Origin of the sequence: Streptomyces profundus (assembly GCF_020740535.1) — a bacterium.
GTDB lineage: Bacteria > Actinomycetota > Actinomycetes > Streptomycetales > Streptomycetaceae > Streptomyces > Streptomyces profundus.
In genome coordinates this window covers 2,567,210-2,585,406 of record NZ_CP082362.1, presented here as the reverse complement: position 1 = coordinate 2,585,406, position 18,197 = coordinate 2,567,210, and the positions used below count along the sequence as shown (strand labels likewise).

The 18,197-nt window shown below is 70.9% G+C and carries 15 protein-coding genes; 5 read left to right on the top strand and 10 right to left on the bottom strand.

The annotated features are described in order from the left end of the window. Positions 1–21 precede the first annotated feature (21 nt). The 8 genes from K4G22_RS11255 to K4G22_RS11220 form a co-directional block, all read right to left on the bottom strand. The gene (locus tag K4G22_RS11255; protein WP_228079779.1) at positions 22–972 is read right to left on the bottom strand and encodes a 2-hydroxyacid dehydrogenase; all 951 of its coding nucleotides are present in this window, start codon (positions 970–972) and stop codon (positions 22–24) included. Between the two features lie 34 nt (positions 973–1,006). After that, entirely contained in the window at positions 1,007–2,119 is a 1,113-nt protein-coding gene (locus K4G22_RS11250; RefSeq protein ID WP_228079777.1) for an ABC transporter substrate-binding protein, read from the bottom strand. Positions 2,120–2,216: 97 nt separating this feature from the next. Beyond that, positions 2,217–3,899: an ABC transporter permease gene (locus K4G22_RS11245; protein WP_228079775.1), complete on the bottom strand. Its 1,683-nt coding sequence runs from the start codon at positions 3,897–3,899 to the stop codon at positions 2,217–2,219. Positions 3,900–3,978: 79 nt separating this feature from the next. Beyond that, the gene (locus K4G22_RS11240) at positions 3,979–5,094 is read right to left on the bottom strand and encodes an ABC transporter ATP-binding protein (RefSeq protein ID WP_228079774.1); all 1,116 of its coding nucleotides are present in this window, start codon (positions 5,092–5,094) and stop codon (positions 3,979–3,981) included. Between the two features lie 247 nt (positions 5,095–5,341). Continuing rightward, positions 5,342–6,253 (bottom strand): succinate--CoA ligase subunit alpha, encoded by a 912-nt coding sequence (locus K4G22_RS11235; RefSeq protein WP_228079772.1) that lies wholly within the window; start codon positions 6,251–6,253, stop codon positions 5,342–5,344. After that, positions 6,250–7,386 carry an ATP-grasp domain-containing protein gene (locus K4G22_RS11230; protein WP_228079770.1) on the bottom strand — a complete coding sequence of 379 codons (1,137 nt, stop codon included), beginning with the start codon at positions 7,384–7,386 and terminating at the stop codon, positions 6,250–6,252. The genes K4G22_RS11235 and K4G22_RS11230 overlap by 4 nt, the downstream gene beginning before the upstream one ends. Beyond that, a complete protein-coding gene (locus K4G22_RS11225) occupies positions 7,383–8,555 on the bottom strand; it encodes an acyl-CoA dehydrogenase family protein (RefSeq protein WP_228079769.1) in 1,173 nt (390 codons plus the stop codon). The genes K4G22_RS11230 and K4G22_RS11225 overlap by 4 nt, the downstream gene beginning before the upstream one ends. Next, on the bottom strand, positions 8,552–10,081 hold the full coding sequence (locus K4G22_RS11220; protein ID WP_228079768.1) for an aldehyde dehydrogenase family protein: 1,530 nt from the start codon (positions 10,079–10,081) through the stop codon (positions 8,552–8,554). The genes K4G22_RS11225 and K4G22_RS11220 overlap by 4 nt, the downstream gene beginning before the upstream one ends. Before the next feature lie 150 nt (positions 10,082–10,231). On the opposite strand from K4G22_RS11220, the gene K4G22_RS11215 reads away from it, so the two are divergent. From K4G22_RS11215 to K4G22_RS11200, 4 genes are all read left to right on the top strand, one after another. Next, a complete protein-coding gene (locus K4G22_RS11215) occupies positions 10,232–11,875 on the top strand; it encodes a thiamine pyrophosphate-binding protein (protein ID WP_228079767.1) in 1,644 nt (547 codons plus the stop codon). Between the two features lie 3 nt (positions 11,876–11,878). Then, the gene (locus K4G22_RS11210; protein WP_228079766.1) at positions 11,879–12,970 is read left to right on the top strand and encodes an Ldh family oxidoreductase; all 1,092 of its coding nucleotides are present in this window, start codon (positions 11,879–11,881) and stop codon (positions 12,968–12,970) included. A 107-nt stretch (positions 12,971–13,077) separates the two neighbouring features. Further along, on the top strand, positions 13,078–14,586 hold the full coding sequence (gene tcuA / locus K4G22_RS11205; protein WP_228079765.1) for an FAD-dependent tricarballylate dehydrogenase TcuA: 1,509 nt from the start codon (positions 13,078–13,080) through the stop codon (positions 14,584–14,586). 198 nt (positions 14,587–14,784) lie between these two features. Next, complete coding sequence (locus K4G22_RS11200) at positions 14,785–15,504, top strand: GntR family transcriptional regulator (protein WP_228079764.1); 720 nt, start codon at positions 14,785–14,787, stop codon at positions 15,502–15,504. A gap of 19 nt (positions 15,505–15,523) precedes the next feature. On the opposite strand, the gene K4G22_RS11195 is transcribed toward K4G22_RS11200, so the two are convergent. Further along, entirely contained in the window at positions 15,524–16,381 is an 858-nt protein-coding gene (locus K4G22_RS11195; protein WP_228079763.1) for an alpha/beta fold hydrolase, read from the bottom strand. Positions 16,382–16,479: 98 nt separating this feature from the next. Continuing rightward, positions 16,480–17,598, bottom strand: a complete 1,119-nt coding sequence (locus K4G22_RS11190; RefSeq protein WP_228079762.1) for a GlxA family transcriptional regulator — start codon at positions 17,596–17,598, stop codon at positions 16,480–16,482. 142 nt (positions 17,599–17,740) lie between these two features. On the opposite strand from K4G22_RS11190, the gene K4G22_RS11185 reads away from it, so the two are divergent. Then, positions 17,741–18,172, top strand: coding sequence for a Rid family hydrolase (locus tag K4G22_RS11185; RefSeq protein ID WP_228079760.1), 432 nt, complete (start codon positions 17,741–17,743; stop codon positions 18,170–18,172). Positions 18,173–18,197: the final 25 nt, after the last annotated feature.

The following is an 18,197-nucleotide window of genomic DNA, read 5'->3' as shown; positions in this document are numbered from 1 at the left end:
ATGGGGTTCACAAACGCGTGCTCAGATGACCAGGTCGCCGTCGGGGATCGGCCTCCCCTCGCGCAGGGCGAGGGTGTTGGCCACCGCGCGGTCGACCATCTGGCCGAAGTTGTCGAGGGTCGCGCCGGCGACATGCGCGGTGAGCACCGTGTTGGCCAGCTCGGGGAGCGGGCTGTCCCGCAGCGGTTCCGCCGCGAAGGTGTCGAGACCGGCGGCCAGGACGTGGCCCGAACGCAGCGCGTCGGCGAGGGCGTTCTCGTCGATCAGCCCGCCGCGCGCGCAGTTGACGACCACCGCGCCCGGCTTGAGCGTCCGGATGCGCTCGGCCCCCAGCAGCCCCCGGGTCCCGGGGAGCAGCGGGAGGTGGAGGGAGAGCACGTCGGACGTGGCCAGCAGCGCTTCGAGGTCCAGATAGCGGACGCCGAGGTCCCGTTCCACGTCGCGGGGCAGCCGGTTCGGGTCGTGGTAGACGATCTCCACGTCGAATCCGGCGAGGCGCCTGGCCACCGCTTGGCCGATCGCGCCGAGCCCCAGCAGGCCCACCGTCCGTCCGGCCAACTGGCGTTGGATGACGCGTGCCTCCTCCTTGAACCACTCCCCGGCGCGGGTGCGCGCGTCGATCTCCGGGAGGCGGCGCAGCGCGGCGAGGATCAGCAGCAGGGTGTGCTCGGCCACGGGCACCGCGTTGCCGCCGCTGATCCGCGCCAGGCGCACACCGCGCTCGCGGCAGGCCGCCTGGTCGATCTTGTCGACTCCCGCCCCCAGCTTGTGGATGAGCCGAAGGCCAGGGACGGCCCTGATGGTGTCGCCGCGCACCTCCCACCAGTTGGCGAAGGCGACATCGGCGCCGTGCAGCGCGGCCAGCTGCCGCTCGTCGTCGTAGCCGTCGGCGAAGGCGCAGTGCCAGGCCGCCGGCAGCCGGGAGCGGATCAGGGCGCGGGTCGGCTCCGGGTAGACGTCCAGCACGGCCACGCGGGTGTCCGCGCGCCACGGGCCGCCCGGGGGTTCACTGGCGGTAGCCGAAGACACCGTTCCACTCCGCAATCCAGTCGTCGCGCAGGCTGATCCAGTCCTCCGACGCGGCGGTGACGACGTCGACCTCGTCGATGGTCGGCAGCTGCTCGCCGTTGATCTCCGCGGTGGTGGCCTCGGGGTGCACGGGGAAGTCGAGGCCCTCCTGGGACACCACGGACTGGCCGCGCTTGGACATCGCCCAGTTCAGGTAGACCTGGGCCGCGTTGGGGTGGTCGGCCTCGGCGACCTGGGCGATATAGAAGTTGAAGGTCGGGGTGCCGTCCGACGGCCAGACGAACTCGACCGGGGCGCCCTGCTCCTGGAGCCCGCCGACCTCGGGGACCCGGGCCGCCGCCACCGCGATCTCCCCCCGGCCGAGCCGCTCGGCCAGCGCGCCGACCGACGATTCGAGCACCGGGCCCGACTCGGCCAGCTCCTCCCAGTACCCCTCGCCGAACGCCTGCCGCATGAAGAGCGCCAGGCCCCAGCCGCCCGCGCCCTGGGACGCGTGCACCACGCCGATCTCGTGGCCCTGCCGGCCCACCTCGGGCAGGTCACGCCAGGAGGTCGGCGCCTCGTCCGGGTCGATCACCTCCGTGTTGTAGGCGATGACGGTGGGCGCGGAGTTCAGCGCGTAGTAGAGCCCGTCGGGCGAGGTGAACTCCTCGGGTATCAGGTCGTGGGACGGCACCTCGTGCGCGCCGAACAGACCCGATTCCACCAGCTCCTGCCAGAGCGACTCGTCGGGCATCGCGATGATGTCGGCCGCCAGGTTGCCGCCCCCGGCCTCGGTCCTGATCCGTTCGTGGAGTCGGCCCGTCGGGGTGCGCACGCCGCTGACGGAGATGCCGGTGTCCTCCTCGAAGGCGCTGGCGATGGCGTCGTTGGAGACTTCGTTGAGCGAGGTGTAGACGTTGACGCTGCCCTCGTCCAGGGCGGCTTCGAGCAGCTCGGCCGAGGCGATGACCTCGTCCTCGACGACCAGCTCGCCGCTCTCGTCGATGGCCTGGCCCTCGCTGGTGCCGCCGCCGCAGGCGGTCATCGCCAGGCCGACGGCAAGGGCCGTCGCCGTGTAGGTCAGTGCGGGCTTCGGAGGTTTTCTCATCGTGTTCTCCCACGCTTCTCGTCCGGCCGGAAGGAATGCCGCCGGCCGATTGGTCCAGTTGGCCTTGGAATAGATGGCACCAAATGGCAGGTGGTGGTCACCGGCCGCCCGGATCGCGCATTCCGAACCACCGGCGAGCCACAAAGGTCAGCACCAGGAGGAACACGACATAGACCAGGCTCATCGCCGCGACCGGCGGTAGCCGTCCGCCCTCCCAGGCGTTGTAGATGGAGATGGACAACAGCTGTGTGTCCGAGGTGAAAAGGAACATCGCGACGCTGATCTCCCGCATCGACAGGATGAAGATCAGCAGCATCGTCGAGACCACCCCGGTGCGGATCAGAGGCAGCAGGATCTCCTTCGCCGTGCGAATCCTGCCGGCCCCGCACACCTCGGCGCTCTCCTCCAGATCCCGGTGCACCTGGATGAGCGAGGACGACATCCCCTGGAATCCCTGCGGCAGGAGATTCGCGATATAGGCGAGGATCAGAATGGCCAACGTCCCGTAGATGAAGTGGAAGTCGGACCAACCCCACAGGAATCCGAGGCCGATGATCAGCGCCGGGATGGCCGCCGGCCACATGGCGATATAGGTCAGCGTCCGCCGCCCGATACCCTGGGCCCGGTGCACGTAGTAGCCGAGCACCAGATAGAAGAGCCCGCCGAATACCGCGGCGCCCGCGCCGACCATGATGCTGTTCCGCAGGCCCGTCTGGAGCGCGTCGGAGCTCAGCACCTCGCGCATGGTGTCGGTGGCGAAGTTCTCCGGGGAGAACATGGCGGCGACGTCCGCGGTGTAGGGGTTGCTGCGGAACGCGCCCTGCACCAGGGCGAAGATCGGCAGCACGATCGCGACGAACACATAGGTCATGGCGAACGCGAAGGCCGGCCAGCGCCAACGCCCCAGATCCTGCGGGTTGGGCTTGAATCCCTTTCCCGTCACCGTCACGTACTGCCGGGTGGCCAGGACGCGGCGCTGGAGGAAGACCATCACCGCCGTGATGAGCAGCAGGATCGCACCGGTCGCGCTCGCCTGGTTGGGCAGCGAGGGCGCGGTCGCCATGAGGCGGTAGATCTGTGACGGGAGCGTCTGGATGTTCTCCGGGGTGCCGAGAATCTGGGGTATGGGGAAGTTCTCCATGGAGAACACGAGAATGAGTGTCGCGGCACCGAGCAGGGACGGGGCGACCAGCTTGAACGTGATGTTGCCGAGCACGTTCCTGAAACGCCCACCGTGGACGTAGGCGGCCTCCTCCAGCTCGGGGTTGAGCAGGGTGAAGGCGCTGTAGGAGAACATGAACGCATAGGGCGCGTAGTAGAGGCCCGAGACAAAGATGATGCCCGGCAGCGAGTAGACGTTGAGGAATCCCGGCAGTCCGATATCCCGCAGGAGGATGTTGAGATAGCCCTGCTGGGGTGAGGCCAGGAGCGACCAGGAGAGCGCGCCGATGAGGGTGGAGATGAACAGCGGCATGACGCCGGCCATCTGCACGAACGCCTTGCCCGGCACATTGGTGCGGGCCGCGATCCACGCCAGGCCCGTGCCGATGAACATGGCCAGGCCGGTGGAGCCGATCCCGATGATCAGGGTGTTGTAGAGCGCGGAGCGGTTCTCCCCGGCCAGCACGGCCCGGTAGTTCTCCCAGGTGAAGCTCCCCGGCGGTGAGCCGGGGCGCGGCGGCTCGTCCACCACCGTGGCGTACAGCAGGGTGCCCATGGGCAGGATGACGAGGAAGGTCAGGATCGCGAGCAGGATCAGCAGCGGAACGCGCTTGGTCACCCAGCTCCGTGTCCGGACGACGGCCGCCCGGCTCTCCTTCTTCCGCGGAGCTGCCGGCTTCTGAAGACTCGCTGGTGGACTATTCATCGAGCAACTGCACCTTCTCTCGCGGGATGACGGCGAGCACCTTCGCTCCCGCGGCGAGCGGGGCCTCGGAGCCCGGCGACATCACATACAGGCTCGGGCCGCCGTCCACCGACAGGTGGTACCGGGTGTGGTCGCCGAGGAAGCTGGCGGAGACGACGGTCGCCGGAAGGGAGTTGGCCGCCTGGGAGGTCAGATCCGTGTCGAGCCGCACATCCTCGGGCCGTACGCAGACGAAGACGGACTCCCCGCCGGACTTCTCGGCCGCCGCCGCGAGCCGGACGGTCGAGTCCTTGAACGCGACCACGGTCTCCCCGGCGGCGTGCTCCAGGGCCTCGTCATCGCTCCCGGCCGCGCCGGAGACCACCTCGGCGGGGTAGATGTTGTCGACGCCGAGGAAGTCGGCGACAAAGGAGGTGCGCGGGCTCTTGTACATCTCGACGGGGCCCGCCGCCTGGACGATCTCGCCCTTGCTCATGACGGCGATCCGGTCGGCGAGGGCCAGCGCCTCCGACTGGTCGTGGGTGACGTAGATGGCGGTCATGCGCAGGCTCTGCTGGAGTTCGCGCAGTTCGTACCTGAGCTTCTCCCGCAGCTTCGCGTCCAGGTTGCTGAGCGGCTCGTCCAGCAGCAGCATGCGCGGCCTCATCACCAGGCTCCTGGCGAGGGCGACGCGCTGCATCTGACCGCCGCTGAGCATGCTGGCGCCGCGCTCGGCGAACCCGGTGAGCCCGACCGTCTCAAGTACCTCCTCGACCCGTGGCCTGATCTCGCTCCGGTTGAGCTTCTGCATCCGCAGCGGAAAGGCGACGTTCTGGTACACCGTCATATGCGGCCAGATCGCGTACGACTGGAACACCATGCCGATCTGGCGGGCGTTGGTCGGGACGTTGATTCCCCTGGCCGCGTCGAAGACGGTCTCGTCCCCGATGGTGATGCTGCCGGCCGTGGGCGTCTCCAGGCCCACCAGGCTGCGCATCGTCGTGGTCTTGCCGCACCCGGAAGGGCCCAGCAGGACGAGCATCTCGCCGTCCTCGATGTCGATGCTGAGATCGTTCACGGCGGTCTGCGAACCGAATTTCACGGTCAGGTTGCGAACGTTTATCTCCATGCCCACTCCTGAACCTTGGCAATGGGGTGTGGTCCGGGTTGCGTCCCGGACGGTGGTGTGACAACCGGTTGCGCTCATGCTGAGAAGGGGGCGTCCCGGGATGTTTGCCGCAGCCTAAGCCGCCTGTGTTCGGCGCCACAAGGGTGTTGCATGCGTTTTGTACACAACCTCTGCGCCGGTTCGGCGCCGGCGTCCCCCGCCGCTCCCCACGGGGGCGTCCGGCGCGCCGCGCGAGGCGTCCGCACGGTCAACGGGAGCATGAGCGTAGACGTCGGGCCAGGTGGATGGCCATCTCCCCGGGGGAGAGCGCCACTTGGACGCCGGCGGCCAGCAGCGCGTCGGCCTTGGCCGCGTACCCGCCGCCCTCCGCTCCGACCAGCGCCCCCGCGTGCCCCATGACCGTTCCAACGGGCGCTGTTCGGCCCGCGATCAGAGCCGCGCATGCAAGTGGCGAGTCGGCCAGGGCGTGCGCAGCCTCCTCCTCGTCGGCTCCGCCGATCTCGCCGACGAACGCCAGGGCCCGCGTTCCCGGGTCGGCTTCGAGAGCGGGCAGCAGATCGACGAGCGTCGTGCCCTTGAAGCGGTCGCCGCCGACGCCGATCCACGCGGACTCCCCGAGGCCCACGTCGGCCAGGGCCCGCGCCACCTCGTAGGACAGGGTTCCGCTGCGGGACACGAGAGCCACGGGCCCCGCCCGCGCCACATCGCCGGGGAGGAACCCCAGGCTCAGCCGCTCGGGCAGCAGCAGCCCCGGGCTGTTGGGCCCGACCACCAGCATGCCCGCCCGCTCGGCGTGCTCAAGAGCAGCGAGCATGCCATGGGGAGTGGCGCCCTCCGTGGTGCTGACGGCGAGCCTGATACCGGCCTCCGCGGCCTCCATCAGCCCTTCGGCCGCCGCGATCGGCGGCAGGAACGCCACCGAGACCGTCGCGCCCGTGGCCTCGACGGCACGCCGCACCGTGCCGAACACCGGCACGCCGTCGACGCTCTCGCCGTCCCTGCCGGGTGTCACCCCCGCGACGACCTCGGTGCCGTACGCGCGCATGCGCCGGGTGTGCCTGCGTGCCACCCGGCCCGTGATCCCCTGGACCACCACGGGCCCCCGGCACGCCCGCAGCACGTCGCCCGGCCGGTGACTCCCCCGCTCCGGACGGCTCATCGGGCCGCCCCCCGACCGCGCACGACCCGGCCGACCTCGTCGACAAGGGAGTCGAGGCTCTCGACCACGACGACACCAGCGGCGCGCAGCCTCTCCCGCGCCGACTCGGCGCCGGGGCCGTCGATCCTGGCCACGATCGGGACATGGGACGGCCACCGCGCCAGGGACTCGACGAGAACCGCGCCGAAGGCGTCGAGATCGGTCACCCCGGCAAAGAAGTTGATCGCGAGACAGCGCACCCCGGGACGTTCGCCGAGGTGGTCGAGGACATGGCCCAGCCGTTCCGCGGCGCCCGCCGTGCGGCCCGAGCGCAGATCGCAGAAGTTGACCGGCCGGACACCCGACTCGGTGAGCAGGTCGGCCACGAGCATGGAGGCACCGGCCCCCGTGCTCAACAGCCCGACGTCGCCGTCCGGATCCAGCTCGACCAGGTCGAACCCCAGCTCCCCGGCCCGCTCGAAGGGCGTGACCGCCGAAGGCGGGTGCGCCCTGCGGTACGCGCCGCCCTCCGTGGGAACGACCCGCACATCGCCGGCGACCAGCGCGTGGTCGGCCGTCAGGAACAGCGGGTTGATCTCCACCAGATCGGCCTCCACCTCGTGGAACAGCCGGTGCACGGCGTGCGCGGCGGGGAGCAGCCCCGGAACGGCGCCGATGTCGACGCCCGCGTCGGACGCCGCCTGCCGCACATGGAAGTCGCGCAGCCCCAGCAGCGCCGGGATCGGCACCTTCGCCACCGCGGCCGGGTCGCCCTCCACCTCCACGCCGCCCGAGGCGGAGAGCAACAGGACGGCCGAGCGGTCCCCGGGCGAGAGCGTGACCGCGAGATAGAGCTCTTCCGCCGCCGCCACCGTCTCCTCGACCAGGACCGTGGCCGCCCGGAAGCCGCCGATCGACAGGTTCAGCAGCGCCTCGGCGCAGTCGCCCACGCCCTGTTGGGGCACGATCCGCACGCCGCCCCGCTTGCCACGCCCGCCCGTCGGCACCTGCGCCTTGACGACGACCCGCGCGCCGAGCCCGGCGGCCACGGCGCGCGCCAGCGCCGGGCTGTCCGCCACCGCTCCCCGGGGGATCGTCACCCCGCCAACGCCGGCCAGCAGGGCCTTTCCCTCGTGCTCCAGCAGCTGGGTCACAGCTCCCCCAGGAGATGGCGCGCGATGCCGTTGCGCTGGATGTGGGGGGTGCCGCCGCCCAACGGGCCGTAGCGGGCCCAGCGGAGATAGCGTTCGGCCGGCACCTCGTCGATCCAGCCGTGCCCGCCGAAGAGTTGCAGGGTGTTGTCCGTGACCTTGAGCGCCATCTCGTTGGCGAACGTCTTGGCGACGGCGGACTCGTAGCGCCGGGGGAATCCGTCGCTCGCCTGGGCGGCGGCGCGGTGCACCAGGAGCCTGGCCGCCTCGATCTGGATCGCGTTGTCGGCGAGGATCCACCGGATGCCCTGGTGGGAGCCGAGGAGTTGGCCGCCGGCGACCCGGCTGCGCGCGTGTTCGAGCGCCGCGTCGTTGGCGCCCCTGGCGATGCCGACGCTGATGGCGGCGTTCAGACAGCGCTGCCCGTTGAAGGCGTGCAGCATCTTCCGGAAGCCGTCCTCGCGGACCAGGAGGTTCCCGGCCGGCACCCGGCACTCGTCGAAGACCACGCCGTAGAGCCCCTCGCCGCCGAGGGTGGAGAAGCGCTCGGCCACCTGAAGCCCGGGGGTGTCGCGGTCGACCAGCACGGCGCCGATCGACCGGCGGCCGGCGTCGTCGGCGAACCGCGTGAAGACGACGAAGACCTGAGCCACGTCGGCGCGGCTGATCAGCGTCTTGCGCCCGTTGAGCACCAGGGAGTCCCCGTCCTCCCTGACGGTGGTCGTCATCGCGGAGAGGTCGCTGCCCGAGTCGGGCTCCGTCATGCAGATGGCGCAGATGACGCGCCCGGCCGCCACGCCCGGCAGATACCTCTCGCGCATCTCCTCGGAGCCGTAGTGCAGGATCGCCTGGGTCTGCACGCCGAGTTCGCCGAGCGCGGCCATGGCCGTCGTGTAACAGGAGGCGCCCAGCTCCTCCAGGACGACGGCGGCGTGCAGCCAGGAGCCGCCACCACCCCCGTACCGCTCGGGCAGTGCCACGCCCAACAGGCCCGTCTCGGCGAGCAGGGCGATGTTGCGCCAGGGGAACTCCCCGTTCCGCTCCCAGTCCAGGGCCAGGTCCCGGAACTCGCGCTGGGCGATGTCCCTGGCCAGGGCGCGCAGTTCAGTCAGCTCGTCGTCGAGTTCGTACAGTGCCCGGCGCTGGGCCGGGGAGGCCGTGGTGTCCGTCATGGCTGCTCCTGTTCGCCGTTGTCGCTGTTCACGGATGCCTCGGGCTCGATCGCCAGGATCACGGTCTTCAACTGCGTGTACTCGGCCAGGGCCTCCACCCCCTTCTCCCGGCCCATGCCGCTTCTGCGGTAGCCGCCGAAGGGGGTGTCCACGCCGCCGGCCGGATAGGCGTTGATCTGGACCTGTCCGGCGAGCAGCCCCGCGGCGAGGCGGTGCGCCGCGGAGATGTCCCTGGTGAACACGCCGGCGGCCAGGCCGTAGTCGGAGTCGTTGGCGATGGCGAGGGCCTCCTCCTCGGTGTCGAAGGTGAGGATCGACTGCACCGGGCCGAACACCTCCTCCCTGGCCACCCGCATGTCGTTGGTGACTCCGTCGAGCACCACGGGCGCCTGGAAGTGGCCTGGCAGATCGGGCAGTTGGACGCCGCCGGCGACGTCTCTCGCCCCGTCCCCGAGCGCGCCGTCGACGAACTCCCGCACCTTCGCCGCCTGTTCGGCCGAGGCCAGCGGGCCCAGGTCCGGGTCGTCCAGGCCGTGGCCGACCGTGAGGCGGGAGACATGGGAGGCGACGAGCTCGGTGAACCGCCGATGGACCCGGCGGTGCACCAGCAGGCGCGTGGTGGCGAAGCAGGACTGGCCCGCGTTGCGCACCACCGCCCTGGCGCCGGCGAGCGCGGCGGCTTCGAGATCGGCGTCGGGGAGGACGATCGTCGGCGACTTGCCGCCCAACTCCAGGTTGCACGGCACGATCGCGTCCGCCGCCATCCGCAGGATCGCGCTTCCCGTGGCGACGGAGCCGGTGAACACGATCTTGCTGATCCCCGGATGGGTGGCGAGCGCCTTCCCCGTGGTCCGGCCCCGGCCCGGAACCACATTGCATACGCCGGTGGGCAGTCCGGCCTCGACGAAGAGCCCGGCCACCAGCGTCGAGGTCAGCGGGGTCACCTCGGACGGCTTGACCACCACCGTGTTCCCCGCCGCCAGCGAGGGGGCCACGCCCCGGCACATCTGGCTCAGCGGGGAGTTCCAGGGGGTGATGTGCGCGATCACCCCGAAGGGTTCGCGCACCGTGTAGGCGAACCCGCCGGCCGGCTGCGGCAGCGTGTGGCCCCGGATCTTGTCGGCCAGACCCGCGTAGTACTCCAGGTACCGCGCCGAGGTCTCCACGTCGGCGCGCGCCTGCGAGAGCGGCTTTCCCGTGTCGAGGGACTCAAGTCGGGCCAGGTCAGGGGCGTGTCGGCGGAGGATGCCGGCCATGGCCAAGAGCACCCGGCCCCGGTCCCTGGGCGTCGTCCTCGCCCAGACCCCCCGGTACGCGACCTGCGCCGAGTCGACGGCGCGGGCCACCGTCTCCGCGTCGGCCTCGGCGACCACGGCGAGGGTCGTGAGGCGCGCCGGATCCTGGGTCTCGAAGGTGTGGGCGGCGGAGCCGGGTTCGTCCCAACGCCCGTCGATATAGGCGGGGAGCGGATCGGGGATCTCCCAGACTTCTCGTGCATCCAGGTGGACATTGCATATACTTCGCATGCAATCATGCTAGTGACCGGGTAACTCGGTGTACAGGCTCGTGAAGTGGTGGGAATCCCGTCGGCGGAGTTCGACGGAGGTCACGGGGGCGAGCCCCGAGAGGCGGCGGACGCGGTCGTCCGCACGACATGTCAGGAGGTCTGTTCGAGCATGGACATCGCACAACGGGTGGCGCGCACGGTGGCACAGCTGGGGGTCACCCGCGCCTACGGACTGCCGGGCGAGGACCATATGGCGCTGCTGGACGCCCTCGCCGGCGCCGGCATCACCTACCAGACCGCGTACAACGAGTCGTCGGCGGTGATCATGGCCGCGACGGACGCCCAGTTGACCGGACGCCCGGGGCTCGTCGTCCTGTCGCTGGCGCCCGGCGTGAGCAACGGGATGAACGGAATCCTGCACGCCCATCTGGAGGGCCTGCCGGTGCTCGTGCTGGCCGGGCAACACCCGGCCGCCAAGCTCCCGTTCGTCGTACGGCAGGGGTTCGACACCGAGCAGATGGTGCGGCCCGCCGCCAAGTGGACCACCAGCGTCCCCGCTGGCGCGGACCCGGCCGAGCTGGTGTGCAAGGCCGTCGACATCGCCCTCGACGCGCGCCCGGGGCCCGTCTACCTCGAACTGCCCGACGAGGTGGCCGTCGCGCCAGCGCCCGTGTCGGAACGGGGCGACAACGCCACGGCCCTGCTCGCCGCCGAGTTGGACGAGGCGAGCCGGCGCCGCCCGGTGCTGACCCCGGCCGCCGCCACCACGGACGAACTGGCCAGGCGCCTCGCGGCGGCCGAACACCCCGCGCTGATCGTGGGCGGACGAGGCGCCCCCGTCTCGTCGGAGGTGCTGGCGCGCTTCAGCGAGACCTGCCGGGTCCCGGTGTTCACCACCACGGGGCAGAAGGGCGCGCTGGACGGCCGGAGCGCCTACTTCGCCGGCACCCTGCTCAACGGGAACCTGGAGGCCCGGCTCCTGGAGCGCGCCGACCTGATCCTCACCGTGGACTTCGAGGCGTACGACATCTACAACAAGCCCTGGCGCTACACCGCTCCCACCGTCTCGATCTCCCGGCGGCCCCTGCTGGAGTGGTTCCAGCCCTTCGACCTCCGCGTGGTGGCCGACCCCGACGCCTGCCTCACGGCGCTGACCGAACGGGTGGGCGGCGGCGGTCCTTCCCGCTTCACCCCGAAGGACGTCACCGCCTACCGCGACGACCTCCGCGCGACGCTGCTCGACACCGCCCCCGAAGGGCTCTCGGTGGCCCGCGCCGTTGACGCGGTGCTGCGCGGCTGCGACCAGGAGACGGTGGTGCTGGCGGACGCCGGCTTCAGCAAGCCGCTGCTGGCGCTGCTCAGCGACACCCACGCCCGGGGCCGCTTCCTCGCCTCCAGCGCGCTGTCCACGATGGGCTTCGCCATCCCGGCCGGCATCGCCGCCGCCCACGCCTCGGGCGAGCGCGTGGTCGCCTTCATGGGGGACGGATCGCTGCTGATGAGGGCCACCGAGGTGGCGGCGGCCCACAGCGCCCCCGTCCCGCCGGTGTTTGTCGCCGTCGTCGACCGCTCGCTCTCCCAGATCGAGATCAAGCAGTCCAGGCGAGGGCTGCGCACCGTCGGGGTCGGACTGCCGGAGATCTCCTGCCGCGCCCTGGGCGAGGCGCTGGGCATCCGAGGGCGGGACGCGCACTCGGTCGAGGAGATCGAGGCGGCCATGGCATCGGCCTGGGACGCGTCAACTCCCCTGCTGCTCGGGGTCCATGTGGAGCCATCGACCTCCCAGCCGATCTACGACCTGCTGCGGGGCTGAGCCATGGCGCCCACCCACGACGGCGAAGCCGTCTACGCGCGGCGGACGGACGCCGAGGACTTCGCCACCCGGCTCCTGCTCGCCCACTCCCTGCCGGAGGAGGACGCGCGAACGGTCGCCCGCTGCCTGATCGAGGCCGACCTGCGGGGAGTCGACACCCACGGCCTCGTCCGGCTGCCCGGCTACCTGCGGCGGGTGCGCGCCGGGCTGGTGAACCCGCGCCCGGAGCTGGCCCCGCGCCGCGTCGTTCCCTCGGCCGCCTCGCTGGACGGCCAGAACGGGTTCGGATTCGTCGTCGCCACCCGGGCGATGGCCGAGGCCGTGAGCCTCGCCGAGGCGACCGGGATCGGCGTCGTCTCCGTCCACCGCAGCACCCACTTCGGCATGGCGGCGACCTATGTGCTGCAAGCCGTCGAGGCCGACATGGTCTCCCTGGTCTTCACCAACGCGTCGCCGGCGATGCCGCCCTGGGGCGGCCGGGAGGCGCTGCTCGGCACCAGCCCGCTGGCCGCCGGGGCGCCGGGCGGGGAACGAGGGCCCGTGGTGCTCGACATGTCGCCCGCCGTGGTCGCGCGCGGCAAGATCAGGCGCGCCGCACGGCGGGGCGAGGAGATCCCGCTGGGCTATGCCCTGGACGCCGACGGCGTGGGAACCACCGATCCGCTGCGCGCCCTTGAGGGGGTGGTCCTTCCCGTCGGCGGGCCCAAGGGCTCGGGGCTCTCGCTGCTCATGGACATCTTCGGCGGGGTGCTCTCCGGCGCCGCCTTCGCCGGCGATGTCGGCGACCAGTACAAGGACTTCGACCGCCCGCAGAACGTCGGGCACCTCTTTCTCGCGCTGCGCCCCCAGCTCTTCCTGCCGCTCGCCGAGTACCGGAAGCGGATGGACCTGCTGGCCGACCGGGTGCGGTCCACGCCCCGCGCCGAAGGGGTGGACGCCATCACGCTGCCGGGGGAGGTGGAGGCGGGACGCGCCGCCCACCGCGCGCGCCACGGCATCCCCTACGCGCCGGGCGACCTCGCCCCGCTGCGCGCCGAGGCCGAGGAGGCGGGCGTCGACTGGCTGCCGACCGGCGGGGCACCGCTGAGTCGCTGACGCTCCGTCACCGAACGCACGATCGCCGGGGAGTGGCGGCGATTTGCCTGCATGCACTTTGGATCTCGAATGACCGGGGCCAACCCACGACGAAGGGCAAGGAAGACATGAAGGAGTCAACGGGCCACAGCGGGCCCGATGCCGAGGTGGACGTGATCGTTGTCGGGGCGGGGAACGCCGGCCTCTGCGCCGCGCACGCCGCGCGGGAGAAGGGCGCGAGCGTCGTCGTCCTGGAGAAGGCCGCCGCCGAGACGGCCGGCGGCAACACCTACTACACAGCGGGCGCCTTCCGGGTGCCGCACGGCGGACGCGACGACCTCCTCCCCCTGGTGGACGAGGAGAGCCGCGCGCGGGCGCCCCGCACCGTGCTGCCGCCCTACACGACCGACGAGTTCCACCGCGACCTCGCCCGTCTCACCGACGGCCGCAACGATCCCGAGCTCAGCGCGGCGCTGGTCGAGGGGAGCAAGGACATCCTCGCCTGGCTCGCCAGGCACGGAATCCGCTGGCAGCTGCTGTACGACCGGCAGACCTATCTCCGCGACGGCCAGTGGGTCTTCTTCGGCGGGCTCAACGTCGGCACGGTGGACGGCGGCAAGGGCCTGATCGCCCAACACACCGGCGCCGCCACCGCGTCGGGCGTCGCCATCGAGTACGAGGCGAGGGTCGTCGACCTGCTGCGCGAGGGCGAAGCCGTCACGGGCGTGGTGTACACCGACGCCGAAGGAGCCGAACGGCGGCTGCGGGCGCGCTCGGTGGTCCTCGCCGCCGGCGGCTTCCAGGCCAGCGTGGAGCGCCGCGTCCGCTATCTCGGGGAGAAGTGGTCCCACGCGCTGCTGCGCGGCAACCCCGCGAGCACCGGCGAGATCCTGGACCTCGCCCTGGCGGCGGGCGCCGCCCCCTACGGCGACTGGTCCACCTGCCACAGCGTGCAGTGGGACGCGGGCGCCGCCTCGGAGGGCGGCGAGCGGGAGCTGACCAACCAGCTCACCCGGCAGAGCTATCCGGTCGGCATCGTGGTGAACGCCGAGGGCCGTCGGTTCATCGACGAGGGCGCCGACTTCCGCAACTACACCTACGCCAAGTACGGGCGCGAGGTGCTGGAACAGCCGGGGCATATCGCCTTCCAGATATTCGACTCCAAGAGCCGACCGCTGCTGCGCACCCTGGAGTACGACAGCAGCCCCATCACGGAGTTCGTCGCCGACAGCCTGGAGGAACTCGCGACGGCGATGGGTATCGACCCGAAGGGGCTGCGCGAGGAGACGGAACGCTTCAACGAGGCGATCGACACCTCACGCCCGTTCGACCCGTCGGTCAAGGACGAACGCAGGGCAGACGTCATTCCGCCAAAATCACATTGGGCTCTCGAACTGAACAGCCCGCCGTTCTACGGTTATCCCGTACGCTGCGGAATCACCTTCACCTTCGGCGGTCTGCGGATCGATCCCGACTCGGCGCGGGTGCTCACCGAGGAGGCCGCGGTGATCCCCGGTCTCTTCGCCGCGGGAGAGCTGGTGGGCGGGGTGTTCTGGGGCAACTATCCGGGTGGCTCGGGGCTGACCCTCGGTTCCGTCTTCGGCCGCCGCGCGGGTTACGCTGCCGCCGGGTCGTAGGGGCGGCCCCGCCCCGCCCGTGACCGCGAACCGGGGGGCCGCGGGCGGACCCCGACGGGCGGCGCACCGTTGGCCGATTCTTTGGATACACTTCGTATGCAAGTATTCGGCCGCAGGGGAAATGCCGCAGTGAAAGCGCGGAGAGCCTCTTGGCGGCCGTCTTCCGCGCTGTCCATGAGGTTGTGACGAGGAGCCCCGATGAGCGACCTGCCCGACCCGTCCGCACTGGAGGTGCTTCGGAGATACGCGGTCGGCCGCCCCCAGCGGGGACGCACCACCGAAGCCGTCTCGGAAGCGCTGCGCGAGGCCATTCTCGACGGCGCGCTGGCACCGTCGACATGGCTGCGGGAGGACGAGGTCGCCGCGGTCCTTGAGGTCAGCAGGACGCCCGTGCGTGAGGCGCTGCGCCGCGTGGCCGACGAGGGGTTGGCGGTCAAGGTCGCCCATCACGGCACGGTCGTCGCGCCGATGAAGCTGGAGGACATCCTGGCCCTCTATGTGGTCAGGGAGAACCTGGAGGGAATGGCCACGCGTCTGGCGACCATTCGGCAACAGCCGGGGCTGACGGCCGATCTGGAATCGCTTCAGGAGGAGATGACCTCTCTGGTGAACCAGTCGGAACAGGTCGATCCGGACGCCGCGAAGAGAATCGCCGCGCTGAACCTGAAGTTCCACGGACGCATCAGGGAATCGTGCGGGAATCTCTATCTCGACCGTTTCCTCTTCCAGGTGGAGCAGGCCGTCCGTCGTCTCCAGCCCACCAGCTTCTCGGCGCCCGGCCGCGCGCAGCGGGCCCTCGACGAGCACATCGCCATCATCAAGGCGATCAAGGTCGGCGATCCCGCGGAAGCGGAGAGGTGCGCCAAGGACCATATGCGCAACGCGCGCGAGGTCAGGCTGTCGATGCTCCTCGGCTGACGGCTGAAACGGTCGGGTCTCAGCGGCTCTGGCGGCTGCCGCCCTCGGCGGCGGTGGTGAGGAACGTCCGGAGCGCGGCGGTGAGTTCGGCTGGGGCGTCCTCCTGGACCAGATGGCCGGCGCCGGGGAGCGTGGTCAGGGTGGCGGTGGGGATGTTGGCCGCCAGTTCGTGGGCCCTGGCCGGCGGAATCCAGGTGTCGTCCTCGCCCCAGCAGATCAGGACGGGCGGCTCGACGGAGCCGTAGCGGCCCTGGATCTCGTCGGTGAACCGCTGTTCGGCCTGGGCGATCTGGCGGTAGAAGGCCGGTTGGCCCAGGTCGCCGAGCCAGGGTTCGACGAGCCGTTCGAGGACGGCCGGGTGGAGCCCCGGGCTGCTGGCGGTGCCGATGTACTCGCGTACCAGCGCGCGGTGCAGGTGCGGCGGCAGTCGCTCGAAGACCGAGGCGTTCTCGCGGACCAGTCGGAAGAACGGCGAGCCCCAGGGCGCCAGGGCGACGGGGTCGACCAGGGCGAGTCGTCGGTAGCGCGCACCGTGCAGGAGGTGGGCGCGCAGGGCGACGGCCCCGCCGAAGTCATGTGCGACGACGAGGGGTTCGCGCAGTTCCCAGTGCTGGAGGAGTTCGGCGAAGACCCGGCCCTGGGCGGCGAGCGAGACGTCCTGGCCGTCGAACTTCGCCGAGGCGCCGTAGCCGGGCATGTCCCAGACGAACACCTGGTGGTCGGTGGCGAGGGCGCGGGCCACGCCGCGCCAGACATAGGAGGAGAACGGGGTGCCGTGGAGCAGGACCACCGCTGGCGCGGTGGGGGCGCCGAGCCGTTGCCAGCGCACCCGCCCCGAGGCGCTCTCGTAGGTTTCGGGCAGTTCCCAGTCGCGCATCGGGACCGGCCTCTCCGCGCCACGGGCGCTGCTTGTCGATGTCGCACGTCGGACGGATGCCCCCCGGCGGCGGAACGTCCGCCGCCGGACGCGGGGCATTATCCAACGGTCCGGCGCTGCCCGACTCCGGGATCGACCGGGCCGACCGGATCGACCGGGCCTTCCAGGTCGTGCTCCTTGCGGTAGGCGCTCGGGGACATCCCCATCTCCCTGCGGAAGACGGCCCGGAAATTGGCGGATGTGCCGAATCCCGCCGCTGCGGCGATCCTTTCGACCGGCAGGTCGGAGGTCTCAAGGAGCCGGCGCGCGCTGAGGATTCTCTGGAAGGCGACCCACCGCATGGGGGGCATTCCGGTCTCACGGGTGAAGCGCCGGATGAAGGTGCGCCGGGAAAGAAGGCTGTGCGCCGCCATCCTTTGCACCGTGATCGATGTGCCGAGGTGGTCGATCGCCCATTCCCGAGTCGCCCGTAGGCTGTCGCGATCCGCTGGGGGCCGGTCCGCGTACTGCGGTTCGTTCGCGCCCCGGATCGCGGGGGAGACGGCGTCCTTCGCCACGTCGTCAGCGGCGGTCGCGCCGAAATCGGTTCGAATGACATGGAGGCACGCGTCAATTCCCGACCCCGCGCCGGCGGATGTCAGTAGGGCGCCGTCCTCGACGAACAGCTGGTTCTCGACGACATCGACCTCGGGATGCGTCGCGCGGAGGCGATCGGTGTGGCGCCAGTGTGTCGTCGCGGACTTCCCGTTCAGCGTTCCGCTGGCCGCGAGGGCGAACACGCCCGTGCAGATGGCGAGGGTGCGGGCGCCCCGCTCGACGGCGAGCCGCAGCGCCTCGACATGGTCGTCGGGGACGGGCACCTCGACGTCCGCATAGCCCGGCACCACGACGATATCGGCGCTTTCCAGCTGGGCGAGCGAATGCGTCGGCCTGACGCCGATGGCCGCTTCGGTGTGCGGCGGCCCGACGCCCGAATCGCCCCTCGAATCGCCCGTCGAATCGCCCGTCGAATGCTCCGCCGAATGGTCCGCCGAATCGTTCGCCGAATGGTCCGCCGAGCGGGAGCCGATATCCCCGCACACCAGGACCCGATAACCCTCGTGCTGACCGAACACATACGCCGGAATGCTGACGTCCAGTGCGTAGGCGCGCGGCACCGCGAGGATCGCGACAACCCTGCTGCCGTCGGCAGCCGTTCCGTCGTCTCCGGATCGCACTCTCGCTCCCCTTTCCTGCTCCGTATTCGGGTCTGGCATGATCCTTGCGGTCAGTGGCACGGTCAGGACTGTCTCCGCCCCGAGTCGCCCGCATATCGTTCTGGCGATCCATACGAAACTCGCTGTCGGTGATCGGAGTTCCATGAGCGACACGGATCAGGTCGAAAGCTTTGGCGTCCCCTGGGAGGAGGACCACGGATACGTCCAGGCCGTCAGGCGCGGCGACACCATCTACCTCTCCGGTCAGGTCGCCCACGACGGGGCGCGGCTCGTCGCCCCGGCCCCCGTCGATGATGCGGGACAGGTCACCGACTTCGCCAACACGGGCGAGCAACTGCGCCAGTGCTACGCCAACGCGGCGGAGCTGCTGGGGCGTTTCGGCGCGTCGCTGGGCGATGTGGTCGAGGAGGTCATCTACGTGCGCGATATCGAGGCCGCCGGCGCCGTGGCGGGGCCGGTGCGCAGGGCGGCCTACGGCCGTCCTGACCCCCAGGTCGCGAGCACCGTGATCGGCACCCCTCGCCTCGCCTTCCCCGAACTCCTCGTCGAGGTCAGGTTCACCGCCCGCCTCTGAACGCCCGCCTCTGAACGGGGGGCGT